At 65.1% G+C, this 18,162-nt stretch carries 16 protein-coding genes; 4 read left to right on the top strand and 12 right to left on the bottom strand.

Annotated elements, in window-relative coordinates; genetic code table 11:
• Nucleotides 1–17 precede the first annotated feature (17 nt).
• Nucleotides 18–317 carry a zf-TFIIB domain-containing protein gene (locus RN01_RS04765; protein WP_008651884.1) on the top strand — a complete coding sequence of 100 codons (300 nt, stop codon included), beginning with the start codon at nt 18–20 and terminating at the stop codon, nt 315–317.
• Nucleotides 318–554: 237 nt separating this feature from the next.
• On the opposite strand, the gene RN01_RS04760 is transcribed toward RN01_RS04765, so the two are convergent.
• A complete protein-coding gene (locus tag RN01_RS04760; RefSeq protein WP_024570019.1) occupies nt 555–1,760 on the bottom strand; it encodes an NnrS family protein in 1,206 nt (401 codons plus the stop codon).
• 315 nt (nt 1,761–2,075) lie between these two features.
• Between RN01_RS04760 and RN01_RS04755 the strand changes: the two genes are divergently transcribed.
• Complete coding sequence (locus RN01_RS04755; protein ID WP_017514917.1) at nt 2,076–3,704, top strand: methyl-accepting chemotaxis protein; 1,629 nt, start codon at nt 2,076–2,078, stop codon at nt 3,702–3,704.
• On the opposite strand, the gene RN01_RS04750 is transcribed toward RN01_RS04755, so the two are convergent.
• From RN01_RS04750 to RN01_RS04740, 3 genes are all read right to left on the bottom strand, one after another.
• A complete protein-coding gene (locus tag RN01_RS04750; protein WP_024570020.1) occupies nt 3,674–4,975 on the bottom strand; it encodes a cytochrome-c peroxidase in 1,302 nt (433 codons plus the stop codon). The two genes, RN01_RS04755 and RN01_RS04750, sit on opposite strands and share 31 nt — an antisense overlap.
• Before the next feature lie 10 nt (nt 4,976–4,985).
• A complete protein-coding gene (locus tag RN01_RS04745) occupies nt 4,986–6,515 on the bottom strand; it encodes a metallophosphoesterase (protein WP_029700255.1) in 1,530 nt (509 codons plus the stop codon).
• A 66-nt stretch (nt 6,516–6,581) separates the two neighbouring features.
• A complete protein-coding gene (locus RN01_RS04740) occupies nt 6,582–8,240 on the bottom strand; it encodes a hypothetical protein (protein WP_017515010.1) in 1,659 nt (552 codons plus the stop codon).
• A 135-nt stretch (nt 8,241–8,375) separates the two neighbouring features.
• Here RN01_RS04740 and RN01_RS04735 point away from each other — a divergent pair, with 135 nt between their 5' ends.
• Nucleotides 8,376–9,200: a penicillin-binding transpeptidase domain-containing protein gene (locus RN01_RS04735; protein ID WP_017515011.1), complete on the top strand. Its 825-nt coding sequence runs from the start codon at nt 8,376–8,378 to the stop codon at nt 9,198–9,200.
• 27 nt (nt 9,201–9,227) lie between these two features.
• On the opposite strand, the gene fliR is transcribed toward RN01_RS04735, so the two are convergent.
• From fliR to fliL, 7 genes are all read right to left on the bottom strand, one after another.
• Complete coding sequence (gene fliR / locus RN01_RS04730) at nt 9,228–10,013, bottom strand: flagellar biosynthetic protein FliR (protein WP_024570022.1); 786 nt, start codon at nt 10,011–10,013, stop codon at nt 9,228–9,230.
• 45 nt (nt 10,014–10,058) lie between these two features.
• Complete coding sequence (gene fliQ / locus RN01_RS04725; protein WP_011519707.1) at nt 10,059–10,328, bottom strand: flagellar biosynthesis protein FliQ; 270 nt, start codon at nt 10,326–10,328, stop codon at nt 10,059–10,061.
• 13 nt (nt 10,329–10,341) lie between these two features.
• Complete coding sequence (gene fliP / locus RN01_RS04720) at nt 10,342–11,136, bottom strand: flagellar type III secretion system pore protein FliP (RefSeq protein ID WP_011519706.1); 795 nt, start codon at nt 11,134–11,136, stop codon at nt 10,342–10,344.
• A complete protein-coding gene (gene fliO, locus RN01_RS04715; protein ID WP_017514580.1) occupies nt 11,133–11,693 on the bottom strand; it encodes a flagellar biosynthetic protein FliO in 561 nt (186 codons plus the stop codon). Before fliO ends, fliP begins: the two co-directional genes overlap by 4 nt.
• Nucleotides 11,690–12,160: a flagellar motor switch protein FliN gene (gene fliN, locus RN01_RS04710; protein ID WP_017514581.1), complete on the bottom strand. Its 471-nt coding sequence runs from the start codon at nt 12,158–12,160 to the stop codon at nt 11,690–11,692. Before fliN ends, fliO begins: the two co-directional genes overlap by 4 nt.
• Entirely contained in the window at nt 12,153–13,163 is a 1,011-nt protein-coding gene (gene fliM / locus RN01_RS04705) for a flagellar motor switch protein FliM (protein WP_017514582.1), read from the bottom strand. The genes fliN and fliM overlap by 8 nt, the downstream gene beginning before the upstream one ends.
• 146 nt (nt 13,164–13,309) lie before the next feature.
• Nucleotides 13,310–13,798: a flagellar basal body-associated protein FliL gene (fliL, locus tag RN01_RS04700; protein ID WP_017514583.1), complete on the bottom strand. Its 489-nt coding sequence runs from the start codon at nt 13,796–13,798 to the stop codon at nt 13,310–13,312.
• A 448-nt stretch (nt 13,799–14,246) separates the two neighbouring features.
• On the opposite strand from fliL, the gene RN01_RS04695 reads away from it, so the two are divergent.
• The gene (locus RN01_RS04695; RefSeq protein WP_024570023.1) at nt 14,247–16,838 is read left to right on the top strand and encodes a bifunctional aconitate hydratase 2/2-methylisocitrate dehydratase; all 2,592 of its coding nucleotides are present in this window, start codon (nt 14,247–14,249) and stop codon (nt 16,836–16,838) included.
• A 244-nt stretch (nt 16,839–17,082) separates the two neighbouring features.
• On the opposite strand, the gene RN01_RS04690 is transcribed toward RN01_RS04695, so the two are convergent.
• Nucleotides 17,083–18,126, bottom strand: coding sequence for an AraC family transcriptional regulator (locus RN01_RS04690; RefSeq protein WP_024570024.1), 1,044 nt, complete (start codon nt 18,124–18,126; stop codon nt 17,083–17,085).
• Between the last annotated feature and the right edge of the window lie 36 nt (nt 18,127–18,162).

The raw sequence follows: 18,162 nt of genomic DNA, 5'->3' as shown, positions 1-18,162 counted from the left end.
ACTGCAAGGAGCCTCAAATGAAATGCCCAACCTGCCCCGACTCGGTACTGATCATGGCGGATCGACAAGGTGTGGAGATCGACTACTGTCCGCGATGCCGGGGCGTCTGGCTGGACCGTGGCGAGCTGGACAAGATCCTGGAGCGCTCTGCAATGGCCACGCCAGTGTCACAGGCCTCGGCGCCGCGCGAACGGCCGGCATCACCTGCCTACCACGGTGATGACCACGGGCGCGGCGGTCATGACGGTTATGGCAGTCGCAATGGCCATCACGGCAATAAACGCAGGAAGTCCTGGCTGAACGAGCTTTTTGACTAGGATGACCAAGGCGGTCGAAGCGGTTGATACGACGGCAGGAAGCTGAAGGAAGAAAGGGGGCGATCGAGCACTGTCGATCGCCCCCTTTGACTGTGGAAGCCGTTTCTAAAAAGATTCTGGCGTCGTTGCGGGGCCTTGCCGTACTACTTGTACTGTCTGCGGCCCCGCGTCTAGCCCGAACCGTTTCGCTTCATTTTGAAACGGCTTCTTGGTGCCCGATAACGCCCAGCCCTCCGCTCAACCCTCCTTGCCGTCGATGCGTGCGCGCGTCAGGTAAGGCGTGTATTTGACAAGGTAGAGCACTAGGGACAGCGCCCACAGGATGCCCGACGCGGCGACGGCCTCGGGCTTGAGCGCCGGCAGGGCGATCGGACCGGCCACCCGCACAATGGCGGCCAGCGCCATGCACAGGTAGGCCAGGTGTTCCATGCGGCCCGTTTCCAGGCGGCGGCCGGAATGGCCCAGCGCCGTGCGTGTCACCATCGCGATGATGGCGCCCCCGATCACGCCGACGGTCAGCGCATGGAGCGCGGTGGAACGGTCCACCCAGCCCAGCGACGCTGCGGCGATCAAGAGGAAACCTATCGGCAGGAATGCATAGGCGGCGTGCAGGATGCTGACGATCGGCTTGCGTATCGTGCGTAGCGAATCCCATCCGGCCAGGCGGACGCCCTGCGCGAAGGCAGCGGCGAGCGCCAGCGGCGCCAGGATGATCGCAGGTGCCACCACTGCGCTGGCCAGCGCCGCCAGCAGCGTCAGCGGGATCACGCAGCGTTCGACCCACGCCCAGCGCCGAATGCGGATACCGGGAATCGCATTGGCGGTGAACATTGGAATCACGCGGCCACCGATCACCGTGACAAAGATGGCGACGAGCCCGATAGCGGCTTCTGACGCCTGCAGTGCCCAGTCGATCCGGCCGCTCAGCACGGCGGCGTGGAAGCCGAGGTTGAAGGCCCCCATCACGCCGAGTGCGATCGCCAGGCCATAGTTACGCTGGCTCTTGGCGCGCCGGAGGATGCGATAGAAGCTCAGGCTGCACAGTGGCAGGAACAGCACATCGACCGTGATGGCCGCCCATGCCGGGCCGCTCCACATCAGCACACGGGCCAGCAGCCACACGCCGACCAATGTGCCGAGCCAGGCCCCCTGCGGCGTTTGCAGTCCGGTCCAGTTCTTGCCGGCCGTGAACAGAAAGCCGACCACTACCGCGGCCGAGAAACCAAACACCATCTCATGCGCGTGCCAGACCATGGTGCCGGCCCACGGCTGGCTGGCCGGCGTCCACCAGCCAAGGTACATGGCGACCCAGGCCACCACGGCCAGGGCGCCGAATGCGGCAGCCAGTAGATAAAACGGGCGAAAACCCAGCGCGAGCACGGGCAATCCGCGATAGCCGGCCTGGGAGCGGGAGGGTGGGGAGATTTGCAGCAGGACTGACATGATCGGAGGGGAAGGTGCGCGTGACGCAATCGATTCTATGAAACATGCATCTGAAATGCAATTTAAAACTACGGATCTCATGCATCGGGTTGCATGAGTGCAAATCCCTAGGCGCTTTCACCCCCACTCCCTACCGGAGTAGGGAGAAATCGAGGGGCCCACAGCCGTTAGCCAGCAAACAACACATACAGGGCGTTGGCGTGATGGCGCGGACGACACCTGCAACGCGTGATACGGGGATTTTCAGTGCTTAATGCATCACACTGTGATGCAACAACATCCATATCGCCGAGGAATCGGCAACTGGGGGTAGCTGTGAAAATCCGCGATCTGTCGATCAAGACCAGGCTCCTTGCGGGGTTTGGCGCGCTGGCACTCATCGTGCTGGTGGTTTCAGGGCTGTCCTTGCGTGCGCTGAGTCAGGCGACCGACGGGTTCAGTGCCTACATCAACGGGCTCAACGCCCGTGGCGCGATGGCGTCCGAGGTGCGTACGTCAGTCGATCGTCGCGCCATCGCCGCGCGCAATCTCGTGCTGGTCACCACACCGGCAGATATCAGTCTGGAAAAGGAAGCGGTGCTCAAGGCGCACGACGACGTGAAGGCGCGGCTGGGCAAGCTCAACGAGATGATCAAGGCCGAGGGCGTAAGCGAGACCGCCCGCAATCTGGTGGCCGAGGTCGACCGCATCGAGGCGCGTTATGGTCCCGTGGCCACGGCCATCGTCGGCCTGGCGCTCGAGGGCAAGCGTGACGCGGCCATCGAGAAGATGAACAACGAATGCCGCCCACTGCTGGCCGAGCTGATCAAGGCGACCAACACCTATGCCAGCTTCACCAAGGAGCGCCAGGACGAAATGATCCGGAAGCTGCAGGACGACTATGTCGCGCAGCGCAATCTGCTGATCATCGTGTCGCTAGCCGCGGTGGCCTTTGCCATGACCGGCGGCATGTTGCTGACCCGCGCGATCACCGGGCCGATCGAGCGCGCCGTGGGCGTGGCCAGCACCGTCGCGCGTGGCGAGCTTGGCATGCGCATCGAGGTGAATTCCACCGACGAGACCGGCCGGCTGCTCGGCGCGTTGCGTGACATGAACGAGCGCTTGAGCGAAACGGTGGCGCGCGTGCGCGAGGGCAGTTCGAGTATCGCGGTGGCCACAGGCCAGATCGCCGAGGGCAACATGGACCTGTCGAGCCGTACCGAGCAGCAGGCGGCGTCGCTGGAGGAAACCGCGGCGAGCATCGAGGAACTGGCGGCGACGGTCCGCCACAACACCGAAAACGCCCGACAAGCCAGCGAACTGGCCCGCAACGCCACCGAAGTGGCCCAACAGGGCAGCAGCACCGTGGGCCGCGTGGTCGATACGATGGAAGGCATCAGCGCAAGCTCGACCAAGATCGCGGAGATCACCGGCATCATCGAAGGCATTGCATTCCAGACCAATATCCTGGCGCTCAACGCCGCAGTGGAAGCTGCGCGTGCCGGCGAGCAGGGGCGCGGGTTTGCCGTGGTGGCCAGCGAGGTGCGTGGGCTCGCACAGCGGTCGTCGAGTGCGGCCAAGGAAATCAAGGAGTTGATCGACGCATCGGTTGCCCAGGTGCAGGCTGGCTCGTCGTTGGCCAGCGAAGCGGGCAAGACCATGACCGACGTCACGCAGGCCGTGGCTCGCGTCACCAATATCGTCGACGAGATTGCCACCGCGTCCGCCGAGCAGAACCGTGGCATCGAGCAGGTGAATCAGGCGATCGTGCAGATCGATCAGGTCACGCAGCAGAATGCCTCGCTGGTGCACGAGGCCGCGGAAGCGTCGAAGGCGCTTGAGGAGCAGAGCCGGTCGCTGGACGATGCTGTGGCGTTCTTCAAGCTGCCATCGGGCGGCGGGCGCCTTCATGACGCGCACCGCGCCGTCGTTGGTCAGCGGACGGCAGGCATCGCGTTCACGTAAGCCGCGTCCGTAAGCGTGCGCAGGAAGGCGACGATGTCGTCGATCTCGCCTTCCGTCAGCGCGGCCGGCATGTCTGGCCGCCGGTTCATCGGCGGCGAGTTGACGTTGATGTTGTCGCGATAGGCAACGGGCACATCGTCGAACGTCTTGCCGCCGGCATACCACTTGCCCGGATCGATCGATCGTGTGTTGTAGAACGCTACGGCATCGCGCAACGTCGTGAACACCCCGTTATGCATGAAGCGCTGGCGAACGGCCACATTGCGCAGGCCGGGGGTGCGCACGTACCCGCACCACTGGTCGGGATCGGGCCAGCGCAACGTGCGCGCGGTGGCGCAGAGGCCGTTGTCGAAGTGCCTGGGATCGCGGTTGGCGGGCAGGGCGCGGTTGCGCGGCACGGCGATCGCGTCGTAGCCGAAGTCCGTGAACAGCGACCGCTCCGGCCGGCTCGCGGTATCAGACAGCGTATGGCAACTCATGCAGTTGCCCTTGTCAGGGTTCTTGAATAGTGCCAGTCCGCGCATCTCCTGCGGCGCCAGCGGTGTGCGGCGGCGCAGGTAGTCGTCGAAGCGTGACGTGAACGGCGCCATCTCGTCGCTTTGCATGTACGCCTGCAGCGCTGCGCCCAGGGCGCGGAGCATCGCCTGCGGGTCCTTGCGTACCGCCGGGCCGAACTGCGCGGCCATTGCCGGTGCCAGATCGGTGTCGTTGACGTTGCGCAGCAGCCGGGCCGGGCTGCCGTTGTTCATCTCGTTCGGATCGAGCAGCGGGCCGCGTACCTGCTCGGCAAGCGTGTCTGCGCGACCGTCGGCGAACAGGCCACCGAACGGTGATGCCGCAGGGGCATCGTCGTCCTGATAGAAATGCCGGCGCGGCACGTAGCGCACGTATAGCAACGAAGGTGGATTGCGCAGGCTGAAGTGCCCCGGGCGACTGCCTTGCGGCACGCCGGGGTCACGCTTTCCACCGTCTGGCAGCGTGGGCGAGAACGCGCGCGCCGGGTCATGGCAGCTTGCGCACGACTGCCCGCGCGGCATCGACAGGCGCGGATCGAAGAACGCGCGCTTGCCGAGCGCCACCAGCGCCGGATCTGGCCGGAAGACGCCGGTAGTGGCATCGACCTTCGCGCTCACCTTGGGCGTGCCATTGCCGATGGTCGCCACCACCTGCGCGGGCGGTGCGCCGGGCAGCAACACGGAGCCCGCCGCGCCGGCGTGGCCTGTCACCGCCCAGAGTGCAAGGGCGGCGACGGCAGGTCTTGCTGGTGTCATCAAGGTGCGATCAAGGTGCGATAAAGCCGGTCTTGTCGCACGTCACCGTGTTGCCGGTCTGGTTGCAGGTGGCCATCAGCTTGCCGTCCTTCGCGTAGGCCTTGAAGGTCCACCCGGTGGCCGGCGAGGCCTTGCGGTCCATCACCAGGAAGCCGAAGCTGGCATGGTGCGTGATCCGATCGATCGTCGTGCCCGGGGCCGGCACGCTGCCGGCAGGCAACGGATCGGGCAGCGCGACGTCGAGGTTGTCGCCGCCGTTACCGGTCACGATCGTCGCCGGATGCGCCGACGCGAAGTTGATCGCCTGGAAGTCATGCACGTGGCCGTGCAGCGCCACGTGAATGCCAGTCGGGTAGTACGCCTGCGCATTCAGGTTCGACATCACCGACTGCAGCGCCAGGTTGCCCGGCGCCGGATTTGCGCCGGCTATCGGGGCGAAGCCGAGGATCGGATGGTGATTCGTGAAGATCGTGGTGGTCATGCCCGGCTTGGCAGCCAGCGTGGCCACGGTCTGGAACTGCTTCTGGTAGGCGATGAACTGCGGATCGGTGGTCGGCAACGCTGCCTTGCCAGCCTTGGCCGAGTCGAACACGATCACCTGCGAACCGGCGCCCAGCGACACCGCGTAGGGGTCGGCGTAGTTACCGGTGCTGTCGTTGACGGGATCGTCGCACGAACGCGTGGTGTCGAACGGGCGTGGATCAAGGAAGCGTGACCAGCCCTGGCCGGCACGCGCGCATTCCTCGTGGTTGCCGCGCACCACCACCCACGGCGCCTTGGCTAGCAGCGGCGCGGCGGGCTTGAACAGGTCAGCCTGCCACGTATCCCAGCCGTAGCCCCACGGGCTGCCCTGGCAACCGGCGATGTCCGGCGGGCAGGCGTTCTCGCGATAGTGGTAGTCGCCGATGTGCAGCACGAGGTCGGGATTGAAGCCCGCTGCCGTGGTTGCCACCGTGGAGAGCGGCCAGGCGTCGGTGTCGCTGCACGCCTGCCATGCGTTGTCGGCCTTCTTCAGGCGGCAGCCCGTGTCGGCCAGCACCACGATGCGCTGCGGCAATGCCTTGGGCAGCGGCAGTGTCTGCGTGCCGATGGCCGCGCTGGTGGCGCTGGAAGCCACGGTGGCCTCGCACACCGATACCGGGAACTCGGACGGCTTCGAATCGGCCGGCGCGCTCGCGGTGGTCCGCAGCGGCACGGTGGCGGGGCCCACGCGCAGCGTCATGCGCGTTGCCTTGCCATCGACGGTCAGCATCGGGCAGACGCCATTGGCCCCGGCGTCGGCCGGCGCGACATAGCTGGTGACCGCACGTGCGATGGCCTGGTTGCTGTCACCGATCTCGACCCACGCGGCCTGGATGTTGGCGCTCGCGGTGGCCGCGTCGGCCGGCGTGACCGTAGGTGGCGTGGTGGTGCCGCCGTTGCCGCTACCGTTGTTGCTGCTATTGGTGTTGGTGTCGTCGCTCCCGCAACCGTGCAATCCCGCCACGGCGACGAGCGCTACCATCCCGGCTGTCCAGCCGAGGGCTTTTTTTGTGCGCATGGATTTCTCCCCTGTTAGGGGCGCAACCGTACAGGCCGAGTGTGTAATAAATATGACGGCCTGTGCTCACGCAGGCGCGATGCCCGCCCGCTGGCGCCGGGGCCCGGCGTGGCTGGCGGCGGTTCGCAACTCGGGCGGGAACGCGCGGATTTCGGCGTGAAAGAAGCCGCGCTCGCCGGGCCTCAGCACGGCGATCTGGGCCACCAGCCGTTCCATCGTCGAGTACGCCTGCATCGAGTCGCCCTGTTCGTGGGCCAGGTACCAGACGGACTCCAGCAGCAGATTGGCGAGCTGCAGCGCGTTGTAGCGGACGTGTCCGGCATCGTGTTCCTCGAGCGCGAACGCCGCCACCGACGACCAGCGCACGAACCCCTTGGCGGGCGCGAACGGGGCGTGAAAGGGCCGCAGCGCGTCGATCGCCTCGGCCACGCTGAGGGGGCGGCGGGCACGGAAGGCGCGCAATGAGATGGGCGGCTCGTCGGCGATGTCGCCACGCGCGATACGCAAAAGGAACACCGTGTTCCAGGCCGATCCACCGCCTACGCCGAAGCGATCACAGATCCATTCGGATAGTCCAAGCCAGCGCATGGCCTGCCGCTGCACGTCGCCAGCCGACAGCGTGCGAGCCTCATCGACGAGACCCTGGCGCCAGAACAGCCAGAGCGACCAGCCGATGTTTGCCGCCGCGTGCTGTACGGCATCGACGGAGTCAGCTTCATACGCGGCCTGCAATGCGCTGGAAAAGGACTCGAGCGCACGACAGGCGGCGACCCGTCGAGTTGGCGTATCGGTCGTCTGGGTCGCATCGGGCCGCAGGGCGAGACTCTTGTGTACCAGCGCGTCAAGATTCAGCGTCTCGAAGCGGACACGCGGGTTGTAGCGCACCACGGGTCGCAGTTCCGCATCCGCGGTGAGCCGCGTGAGTTCCGCCAGTGCCGACGACAGGTCGGCGCGCGCGTAGTGTTCCCAGGCGCGCACCACGTGCACCATCGCCGCGAAGGTCGGCAGCGCGGCGTTGACGCCGCCGCGCGCAACCAGACGCTGGAATCGTTGCAACGCCGCGCGACTGCGGTCCAGCCGATCGCTGCGGCGCCATGCGAGGCTTTCCTTGAGCAGCGACAGCGCGTGCTGGAAGTCGTCGGCCGCACTACGCTGCGCCGCGCGAAACGATTCCGCGACGCCAGCCTCCAGCGTGCCCGCGAAACCATCCTGCGCGCCTCGCATCGCCTGGGTCAGGTGGCGCCAGAAGTCCATGTCGCGCATCACGTAGCGCAATCCGCCGTCGTTGCCCGCCGTTACCGGCGATGCCGCGGCATCGCCGGTAACGGACTTGCCGAGCCAGCGCGCGACGCCCGCGACGCCGAGTGCTTTGCCGTTGACGATGAAACGCAGCCGCTGCGCGGTTGCCGTTGGCATCCAGAACGGGCCCTTGCTCCGGCCTGCCGTGCGCAGGCCGGAAACATCGACGTCCTTGTCCGCACCCCAGCCCACGGGCACCTGCCAGCGCGCGAAATCCGCGAACGCGCGTGACACGATCATGCGTACGTCAGTGGCGTCGGCGAAGCGCGCCCGTACCTCGGCCGAGCGCAGGTCATCCTGGTCTCGTGTGGCGGCCAGCCAGATCCGCGCCAGTAGCCAGACCGACTGGTGGCGGGCGGATTGTCCCGCGACGCGATAGGGCGGAGACAGGTCGATGCGGATGACGGGGGCGGGCATGGCCGCCATGTTACGCGTGTTACAGCGGGCGCGGTTGGCGCCCGATGCATCGCGAACTATGCTCCGCAACACGATCCGGGCCTGGATTGCCAACCGTCGACATGACGAAACACCAATCCTCATCACTTCACATAACGAGTCAATATGCGAGACAAACTTGCGCGTCTGACCCTGGCGCTCTGCCTGCTGTTGCCGCTGGCTGCCCATGCCATCACCGGATCGACAATCAACGCCCGAGCATTGTTTGATGCCGCGGGCGTCGACGGCACGATGGTCATTCACGACGTGCGGCAGCAACGCACGCTGACGTACAACCCCGAACGCGCGGCAACTGCCTATTCGCCCGCGTCGACGTTCAAGGTCTTCAATTCGCTGATCGCGCTCGAGACGGGCGCTGCCGCCGATGTCGACAACGACATGCTGCCCTGGGACGGCAAGATCATCATGCACAACGGCAAGCCGTTTCTACCACCGGTCTGCAACGGCGAGGTTTCGATGCGTGTGGCGCTCAAGAACTCGTGCATTCCGGCCTATCAGACACTGGCGCGGCGCATCGGCACCGAGCAGTACCGCAAGTACCTGCGAGCCGCGCGTTTCGGGAATGCTAACGTCGACGGTCCGGTGGACTGGTTCTGGCTTAACAACCAGTTGAAGATCACGGCCTACCAGCAGGTGGATTTCCTCCGTGAAGTGGCGGCGCGCAGGGTGCCGATGATCTCGGCGCGGAGCTACGACATGCTCGATGACATCCTGACGATCGAGAAGACGCCGGCGTACACGATCTACGCCAAGACCGGATGGGTGACGGTGCCCGGAAAGGTTGATGTTGGCTGGTGGGTGGGCTGGGTGGCGCGCGGCAACGATACGTACGTGTTCGCGATCAACCTGGATATGCCGAACCCGGGCGTCGCGCCGAAACGCCAGGAGATTGCGCGCGCGGTGCTGAAGCAGGTGGGCGCGCTGTCCTGAGCGACGGCCCGGGTCTCTGTCTGATCGCTAGGGCGCGAGCTGGTCGAGCACGGTGGCGGCGGTCTGCAGGCCGCTTTCGATCAGGTGCTGCATGTAGGCGCCCATGTGCGGCATCACCAGCGCCAGGACCAGCATGCCGCCCAGCAGCGTGACGGGGAAGCCCACGGCGAAGATCGAAAGCTGCGGCGAGGCACGGTTCAGGATGCCCATGGCCAGGTTCATCGTCAGCAGTGCCGCGATCATCGGCAGCGAAAGCAGGGTACCGGCGGAGAAGATCATCGATCCCGCGCGAGCCAGCACGCCCCAGCCGTGCCCGGAGAGCGGCACGCCGGAGATGGGCAGGCCCTGGAAGCTGTCGATCAGCGCGGCCAGCATCATCAGATGACCGTCGAGCGCCAGGAACAGCAGCATGGCCACCATGTTCAGGAAGCGTGACAGCACCATGGTCTGGCCGCCGGCCGCGCGATCGTAGAAGGACGCGAACGACAGACCCATCTGCAGGCCGATGACTTCACCCGCCATCTGCACCGCGGCAAATACCAGGCGCATTGCGAAGCCCATCGACAAGCCGATGCCGACTTCGTTGAGGACGATCAGCAGGCCATCGAGCGAGTAGACCGGCACGGTGGGGATATTGCCGATCGTAGGGGAGATGATTATCGAAAGAGCGGCTGCCAGCAGGATCTTGAGACGCCGGGGAATCGTCGATTCGCTGAGCAGCGGCGCGGAAGAGATCAGCCCCAGCATCCGGAACATCGGCCACAGGAAGGTGGCGATCCAGCCGTACATCTGGGCGGTGGTGACCTCGATCACGGCGAGCTATTGGGAAGGAAAAGGGAAAAGGGTACGGCGGCCGGATCAGTGGGCCAGGGCGGGGATGCTCTGGAACACCTGGCGCATGTAGTCCACGAAGGTGTTGATCATCCACGGGCCGACCAGCACCATCGTCGCGAACAGCGCGATGAGCTTGGGGATGAAGGTCAGCGTCATTTCGTTGATCTGCGTCGCGGCCTGGAACAGGCTCACCACCAGACCCGCCGCCAGCGCCACCAGCAGAAGCGGTGCGGCCAGCATCAGCGTCATCTTCATCGCCTGCGTGGCGATGGTCATCACCATTTCCGGTGTCATGGCGGGCCTCCGGTCAGTTCATGAAGCTCTGCGCCAGGGAGCCCAGCAGCAGTTGCCAGCCATCGACCAGCACGAACAGCATCAGCTTGAACGGCAGCGAAATGGTGGCGGGTGGCACCATCATCATGCCCATTGCCATCAGCACGCTGGCCACGACGAGGTCGATGATGAGGAACGGGATGAAGATCGTGAAGCCGATCTGGAACGCGGTCTTCAGTTCGCTGGTGACGAACGCCGGCACCAGCACCGTGAACGGCACGTCCTCGGGGCCCTGCAGTTCGGGCGTCTTGGCCATCTGCGCGAACATCGCCAGGTCCTTCTCGCGGGTCTGGCGCAGCATGAACGCGCGTAGCGGCACGGCGGCGCGCTGGGCGGCGGTCTCGAGGCTGATCTTGTTTTCGGAGAGCGGCTGGTAGGCGTCGGTGTAGACCTTGTCGAACACCGGCGACATGACGAAGAACGTCAGGAACAGCGACAGGCCCACGAGTACCTGGTTGGGCGGCGACGATGCCGTGCCCAGCGCGTTGCGCAGCAGGCCCAGCACGATGATGATGCGGGTGAAGCCCGTCATCATCAGCATGGCCGCCGGCAGGAACGACAGTGATGTCAGCAGGACCAGCGTCTGGATCGACAACGACCAGGTCTGGCCGCCGCCGGGTCCCGGCCGGCTGGTTACGCCGGGCAGCGACTGGGCCAGCGCCGATTCGGGCGCGAGCCACAGCACGAGCGGCAGCAATGCCAGCAGGGTGGCGGCCACGCGCGGCAGGCGCGCGGGATGCCGTGCGACGTCGGCACGCAGCGAGTTCATTTCTTGAGGTTTTCCTGCATGGCGCGCATCAGTCGCTCGCCGAATCCGCCCTGCATGTTCCGGGGCATTCCTGAGTCCGACTGGGAGCCCGGCCGCGAATCGTCCGGAGAACCGGTGTGCGGTTGTGCTTCCAGCGTGTGAAGCGGACGGATTTCATTGGGCGACACACCAAGCACCAGCCAGGTACCGCCCACTTCCACCGTGACCACCCTCTGGCGCGGACCAAGCATCAGGCTGCCGACCACCTTCATCGACGCATTGCCCGAGCCCTGGCGCACCAGGCCGACGCGCCGCGCCACCCATGCCATCGCCAGGATCAGCGCGATGACGGCGAACAGGCCCAGACCGGCTTGCGCCAGGCTGGCCCCACTGCTGATGACGGGAGCGTTGGCGCCGGTGTTGCTAGTCGTGGCGCTGGTAGTGGTGTTGGTCGCGGCGCCGCCGGTGGGCGTGCCCGCCTGGGCCGTGCTGAGCACGACGTCGGCAGCCTGCGCGCCGGAAGCGGCAACGCCCGCAAGGGCAATGCCCGCGGCAAGCCGGCGCGCGGCAACCATCATTTGTTGAGCTTCCGGATACGTTCCGACGGCGTGATGATGTCCGTCAGGCGGATGCCGAACTTGTCATTGACCACCACCACTTCGCCCTGGGCGATCAGGTAGCCGTTGACAAGCACGTCCATCGGTTCGCCGGCCAGGCCGTCGAGCTCCACGACCGAACCTTGCGCCAGTTGCAGCAGGTTCTTGATGGGTACCTTGGTGCGGCCGAGTTCCACCGTGAGCTGCACGGGAATATCGAGAATCATCCCGATATCGTTGTGGAACCCCGGCGGCGCTTCCTGCGCCAGCGGCGGGAATACCGTGGAAGCTGCCGGCGTGGCGGCAGGCATGGCTTGCGCCACCGGTGCGGCAGCGCTGGGCGCCGGCGCGGCAGTGGACGTTGCCTGCTCGGCGCTGGTCTGCTCCGCGAGGGCGCTGGCCCAGTCGTCCATTGGATCGACCGGCTTGTCCTGGGTGCCGTCAGTCATGATCGGTTTCCTTGTTGGAATCGCTGTCTTGGTAATTGAGCATCCGTTCCACGCGCAGCGCGTACTGGCCGTTCATGGTGCCGAAGCCGCACTGCACGACGGGCACGCCGTTCACCTTGCCGAAGATGTGTTCCGGCAGTTCGATCGGCAGCACGTCGCCTTCGCGCATGGCCAGGACCTCGGCCACGGTGCTGCGCAGGTGCGTGAATTCGGCCACCAGTTCCACTTCGGCGGCACGTAGCTGGTTGGAGAGCTGGCCGAGCCAGCGCTTGTCCACCTCGACCTCGTCCTGCAGCGGGTTCATCAGCAGATCGCGCAGTGGCTCGATCATCGAGAACGGGATGCAGATATGAAGCTGCCCGCCCACGGCGCCCAGTTCGATGTGGAACGCGGTGGTGACCACGGCATCGTTCGGGCCGGCGACGTTGGCGAACTTCGTGTGCATCTCCGAGCGGACATAGTCGAACTCGATCGGATGCACGGTGCGCCAGGCCTGGCCGTAGCTGGAAAGCGTGAGGTCGAGCATGCGGCGGATGATGCGCTGCTCGGTCTGGGTAAAGTCGCGGCCTTCCACGCGGGTGTGGAAGCGGCCATCGCCGCCGAACAGGTTGTCGACGACGAGAAACACCAGGTTCGGGTCGTACACGAATAGCGCGGTGCCCCGCAGCGGCTTCATGTGGACCAGGTTCAGGTTGGTCGGGACGGGCAGGTTGCGCACGAAATCGCCGTACTTCTCGATCCGCACGGTGCCTACCGAAATGTCGGCGCCGCGGCGGATGAAGTTGAACAGCGCGGTGCGCAGGGCGCGGGCAAAACGCTCGTTGATGATCTCGAGCGTGTGCAGGCGGCCGCGGACGATGCGCTCCTGGTTGGCCAGGTTGTACGGACGCACGCCGCCATCGTCGGCGACCGGCGCGCTTGCCACGGGCGCATCGGATTCGCCCGACACGCCTTTCAGTAGTTCATCTACCTCGTCCTGCGAGAGGAACTTGTCGTAGGCCATCTAGTGTCCTGCCCCGTGAACGGCTTTAAGGATGAAACGGTCCATGGCCGGCTTCAGGCGCCGCGCGCGATGCGGCGGCAGAGGTGAAGTTCGGCGGGCAGTTTCATATCGGATTTGGTTCAGGGTTCGCGAGGCAGGCACACGGCTTACTGCACCACGAACGATGTAAACAAGACGTCCAGGATCTTCTGCGGCGGCAGACCTGCGGCAAACGGCTGGCTGATGGTCGCCTGGATGTCGCGCGCGAGCTTCTGCTTGCCCTCGACGGTGGCGAGATCGGCTGGCTGGCGTGCCGAAAGCAGCAGCAGGATGCGGCTGCGCGCTTCGGGCAGGTACTGCGACAGCCGTGCCTGGGTGTCGCTGTCCGCCACCTTCAGAGACAGGCCGGTGTGCAGGAAACGGTCGCCATCCTCGCTCTTGAGGTTCACGGTGAACGCATCCAGCGGCACGAAGATCGGCGGCGGCACCACCGGGGCAGCAGGAGCCGCCGGTTGACGGCTGCCACCGATGATGTTGCCCAGCACGAAGCCGCCAACGCCCAGCGCCACCACCAGCACACCGCCGCCGATCAGCAGGAGCCGGCCGCGCTTGCTCGGGGTGCCACCGGTCTGGGAGGGGGAAAGCGTGTTCGCCATGAGATGCCTGTGTCGGAATGCCTGCATTCTTCCCGAATTGCAGGCAAGCAAAGGGCCGATAAAAAGGGGGAATCCCGCTCAGCTTGGCCGTTTGAGCTGGGCGGACGTCGGGCGCACGGGTGCATAGGAGCGCCATTTGCGCCTCCTTGCTGGTTAACGAATGTGATGAGCGGAACTTAAGACCTGCACGGCGGCCGAGTCACAAGGTCCGTCCGCGCGGCGCCGTGCGGTCAAGTGGGGCTCCGGCAAAGTGCTTGCGGGGGCAGATGAATCGTGTTTCGGTAAGTAATTGATCTGTAACGGTTTGCTTGTGTCGACTCTTATATAAGATATAAGACATTTGATCTGACGGGGACTTCGGTCTACAATCACGCGCAACTGGCCGCCTTGCGCACCAGTCCTCACAGAGACGGCAGTACCGTTACAACCCTATTACCAGCAGGTTCCTATGCTTGATACCTATCGCGCCCATGTCGCCGAACGCGCTGCGCTTGGCATTCCCCCTCTGCCTCTGACCGCCAAGCAGACCGCCGACCTGATCGAACTGATCAAGAACCCGCCGGCGGGCGAGGAGCAGGCGCTGCTGGACCTGATTACCTATCGCGTGCCTGCAGGCGTGGATGACGCCGCCAAGGTCAAGGCCTCGTACCTGGCCGCCGTGGCCCTGGGTTCGGAAAAGACCCCGCTGATCTCGCGCGCCCGCGCTACCGAACTGCTCGGCACGATGCTGGGCGGCTACAACATCTCGCCGCTGATCGAGCTGCTGGACGATGCCGAAGTGGGCACCGTGGCTGCCGAGGCGCTGAAGAAGACGCTGCTGATGTTCGACGCCTTCCACGACGTGAAGGAAAAGGCGGACAAGGGCAACGCCAATGCCAAGGCCGTGCTGCAAAGCTGGGCCGACGCCGAATGGTTCACGAGCCGTCCGGAACTGCCGCAATCGCTGACGATCACCGTGTTCAAGGTGCCGGGCGAAACCAACACCGACGACCTGTCGCCGGCCCCTGACGCCACCACGCGCCCGGACATTCCGATGCACGCGCTGGCCATGCTGAAGAACAAGCGCGAAGGCGCCGCGTTCCAGCCGGAAGAAGACGGCAAGCGTGGCCCGATCAAGTTCGTCGAGTCGCTGAAGGACAAGGGCCACCTGGTGGCCTATGTTGGCGACGTGGTCGGTACCGGCTCCAGCCGCAAGTCGGCCACCAACTCGGTGCTGTGGTTCACCGGCGAAGACATCCCGTTCGTGCCGAACAAGCGTTTCGGTGGCGTGTGCCTGGGCAGCAAGATTGCTCCGATCTTCTACAACACGATGGAAGACGCCGGCGCGCTGCCGATCGAACTCGACGTGTCGAAGATGGAAATGGGCGACGTGGTGGAACTGCGTCCCTACGAAGGCAAGGCCCTGAAGAATGGCGAAGTCATCGCTGAATTCAAGGTGAAGTCGGACGTGCTGTTCGACGAAGTGCGCGCCGGTGGCCGCATTCCGCTGATCATCGGCCGTGGCCTGACCGCCAAGGCCCGCGAGTCGCTGGGCCTGGCCCCGTCGACGCTGTTCCGCCTGCCGCAGAACCCGGTCGACACCGGCAAGGGTTTCACGCTGGCCCAGAAGATGGTCGGCCGCGCCTGCGGCCTGGCCGAAGGCAAGGGCATCCGCCCGGGCACGTACTGCGAACCGAAGATGACCTCGGTGGGCTCGCAGGACACCACCGGCCCGATGACCCGCGACGAGCTGAAGGATCTGGCTTGCCTGGGCTTCTCGGCCGACCTCGTGATGCAGTCGTTCTGCCACACCGCCGCTTATCCGAAGCCGGTGGACGTGAAGACGCACCACACGCTGCCGCAGTTCATCAGCACCCGTGGCGGTATCTCGCTGCGTCCGGGCGACGGCGTGATTCACTCGTGGCTGAACCGCATGCTGCTGCCCGACACCGTGGGCACCGGCGGCGACTCGCACACCCGCTTCCCGATCGGTATCAGCTTCCCGGCCGGTTCGGGCCTGGTTGCCTTTGCCGCCGCCACTGGCGTGATGCCGCTGGACATGCCGGAATCGGTGCTGGTCCGCTTCAAGGGCAAGATGCAGCCTGGCGTGACGCTGCGTGACCTGGTCAACGCCATTCCGCTGTACGCGATCAAGCAGGGTCTGCTGACCGTGGCCAAGCAAGGCAAGCAGAACATCTTCTCGGGCCGTATCCTCGAAATCGAAGGTCTGCCCGACCTGAAGGTGGAACAGGCCTTCGAACTGTCCGACGCCTCCGCCGAGCGTTCGGCCGCCGGTTGCTCGGTGCGCCTGAACAAGGAACCGATCATCGAATACATCAACAGCAACATCACGCTGCTGAAGTGGATGATCGCCGAAGGCTACCAGGACCCGCGCAGCCTGCAGCGCCGTATCAAGGCCATGGAAGCATGGCTGGCCGATCCGAAGCTGCTGGAGCCGGACACCGACGCCGAGTACGCCGCCGTGATCGAAATCGATCTGGCCGACGTGCACGAGCCGATCGTGGCCTGCCCGAACGACCCGGACGACGTGAAGACGCTGTCCGACGTGGCTGGCGCCAAGATCGACGAAGTGTTCATCGGTTCGTGCATGACCAACATCGGCCACTTCCGTGCCGCTTCGAAGCTGCTGGAAGGCAAGCGCGACATCCCCGTGAAGCTGTGGGTGGCCCCGCCGACCAAGATGGACCAGAAGCAGCTGACCGAGGAAGGCCACTATGGCGTGTTCGGCACGGCTGGCGCGCGTACCGAAATGCCGGGCTGCTCGCTGTGCATGGGTAACCAGGCACAGGTGCGCGAAGGCGCGACGGTGATGTCGACCTCGACGCGTAACTTCCCGAACCGTCTGGGCAAGAACACGAACGTGTATCTCGGCTCCGCCGAACTGGCTGCCATCTGCTCGCGCCTGGGTCGTATTCCGAACAAGGAAGAGTACATGGCCGACATGGGCGTGCTGAGCGCTAACGGCGACAAGATCTACAAGTACATGAACTTCGACCAGATCGAAGACTTCAAGGAAGTCGCGGACACGGTGTCGATCTAAGTGTCGATGTTCCTCGGCGGCCACGCCGAGGAACGAACCGAAGTCCGATGAACCCCGCGTGCGCGTGAAGCGCACGCGGGGTTTTTTTGTGGGTTATTGCGCAAGCCCGATCAGGATTGCCTGATGGCTGCCGCGTGTGGCTGTCATTGGGGGGATGGACCGGCGTGAAGAAGATCGGCCGGATCGTGCTGGCTAGTGGCTGATTCTCCGGTCGCCGCTTACGCGTGATCAGCTGCGGCCAGCATCACGCATTGCTCGCTTGCGAGGACGTGGTCTGTCGGCGTGCGGTCCCATTCGCGGCCCGGCTCTCCTTGGGGCTGCAACCGAACTGCACGTGATACCAGCGCGAGAATCCGCTCGGCGCGGAAAAGCCGAGGAGGGTCGCCACCTCGGTCAATGGACGATCGCTCTCGATGACATGACGCGTCGCGAGCTCCGTACGGATTTCATTGACCATCGACGAGAAGCTCTGCCCACGTTCGGCCAGCCGGCGCTGGACCGTGCGGCACACGACGCCCAGGTGATCGGCGACCTGCTCGGCGCTGCAGCGGCCACTGGGCAACAGCAGGAGGATGGTGCGCCGCACGTCCTCTAACATCGTCGCCTGTTGCATGACGGCCGACTCGTCTATCAATTGCTGTGCGTAGCGCGCCATGGCCGGATCGGCCCACGGGTTGCGCGCATCGAGATCGGCCTTCGCGCAGATGATGCCGTTGAAGTCACAATCAAATTCGACGTGGGGACCGAAGAACCGGTGGTGCGCGCTCAGGTCGTGCGGCGCGGGATGTTCCAGGCACACGCGTTGCGGCTGCCAGTCGGCCTTGATGAGCTGACGTATCAACCGCACCATGACCCCAAGCGCCAGTTCAACTCGTTGGCGAGTTGGCTGATGGGCGTTGCCGGCGATCAGCACCTCGCGAATGATGACCCGTCCGCCGCAATCCTCGACCGCCAGTGACTGCGCGCCGTTGAGCAACGGTTGATAGCGCATCAGCAAGGTGAGGGAATCACGCAGCGTCGCCTGGTCGCGGATCAGCATGCCGACCGCCCCGAGATTGGACAGCAGGCGCGACTCGGCCATGGCCAACCCGAAGCTCTCGTTGCCCGACATGGTTGCGGAGGTCTGAAGCAGGCGACCGTAACGCTCGACGGGAATCATGAGATCTGGTTCGCGCAGCACGCTCGGGCTGATTCCTGCGTCCATCATCATCCGCACCGGATCGAGCCCGGCGGCACGAGCGACCTCGCTGTAGTTGGTGAGGGCTGCGGCCCGGACAAGTAACGACATCGGGAACTGACCATGGAATGACAGCCCATGATAGAC

The organism is Cupriavidus sp. SHE (genome assembly GCF_000812445.1).
In the GTDB taxonomy this organism is placed as follows: Bacteria; Pseudomonadota; Gammaproteobacteria; order Burkholderiales; family Burkholderiaceae; genus Cupriavidus; species Cupriavidus metallidurans.
The sequence above is the reverse complement of the archived record's forward strand: the minus strand, read 5'-3'. Positions and strand labels throughout refer to the sequence as shown.

What these genes read in the sequence shown, in the direction of transcription:
- fliM (WP_017514582.1), bottom strand. Translation starts at nt 13,163, where the DNA reads ATGGCCTACGACAAGTTCCTCTCGCAGGACGAGGTAGATGAACTACTG.
- RN01_RS04745 (WP_029700255.1), bottom strand. Translation starts at nt 6,515, where the DNA reads ATGCGCACAAAAAAAGCCCTCGGCTGGACAGCCGGGATGGTAGCGCTC.
- RN01_RS04695 (WP_024570023.1), top strand. Translation starts at nt 14,247, where the DNA reads ATGCTTGATACCTATCGCGCCCATGTCGCCGAACGCGCTGCGCTTGGC.
- fliL (WP_017514583.1), bottom strand. Translation starts at nt 13,798, where the DNA reads ATGGCGAACACGCTTTCCCCCTCCCAGACCGGTGGCACCCCGAGCAAG.
- RN01_RS04750 (WP_024570020.1), bottom strand. Translation starts at nt 4,975, where the DNA reads ATGACACCAGCAAGACCTGCCGTCGCCGCCCTTGCACTCTGGGCGGTG.
- fliQ (WP_011519707.1), bottom strand. Translation starts at nt 10,328, where the DNA reads ATGACACCGGAAATGGTGATGACCATCGCCACGCAGGCGATGAAGATG.
- fliN (WP_017514581.1), bottom strand. Translation starts at nt 12,160, where the DNA reads ATGACTGACGGCACCCAGGACAAGCCGGTCGATCCAATGGACGACTGG.
- fliP (WP_011519706.1), bottom strand. Translation starts at nt 11,136, where the DNA reads ATGAACTCGCTGCGTGCCGACGTCGCACGGCATCCCGCGCGCCTGCCG.
- RN01_RS04760 (WP_024570019.1), bottom strand. Translation starts at nt 1,760, where the DNA reads ATGTCAGTCCTGCTGCAAATCTCCCCACCCTCCCGCTCCCAGGCCGGC.
- RN01_RS04735 (WP_017515011.1), top strand. Translation starts at nt 8,376, where the DNA reads ATGCGAGACAAACTTGCGCGTCTGACCCTGGCGCTCTGCCTGCTGTTG.
- RN01_RS04690 (WP_024570024.1), bottom strand. Translation starts at nt 18,126, where the DNA reads ATGTCGTTACTTGTCCGGGCCGCAGCCCTCACCAACTACAGCGAGGTC.
- fliO (WP_017514580.1), bottom strand. Translation starts at nt 11,693, where the DNA reads ATGATGGTTGCCGCGCGCCGGCTTGCCGCGGGCATTGCCCTTGCGGGC.
- RN01_RS04740 (WP_017515010.1), bottom strand. Translation starts at nt 8,240, where the DNA reads ATGGCGGCCATGCCCGCCCCCGTCATCCGCATCGACCTGTCTCCGCCC.
- RN01_RS04765 (WP_008651884.1), top strand. Translation starts at nt 18, where the DNA reads ATGAAATGCCCAACCTGCCCCGACTCGGTACTGATCATGGCGGATCGA.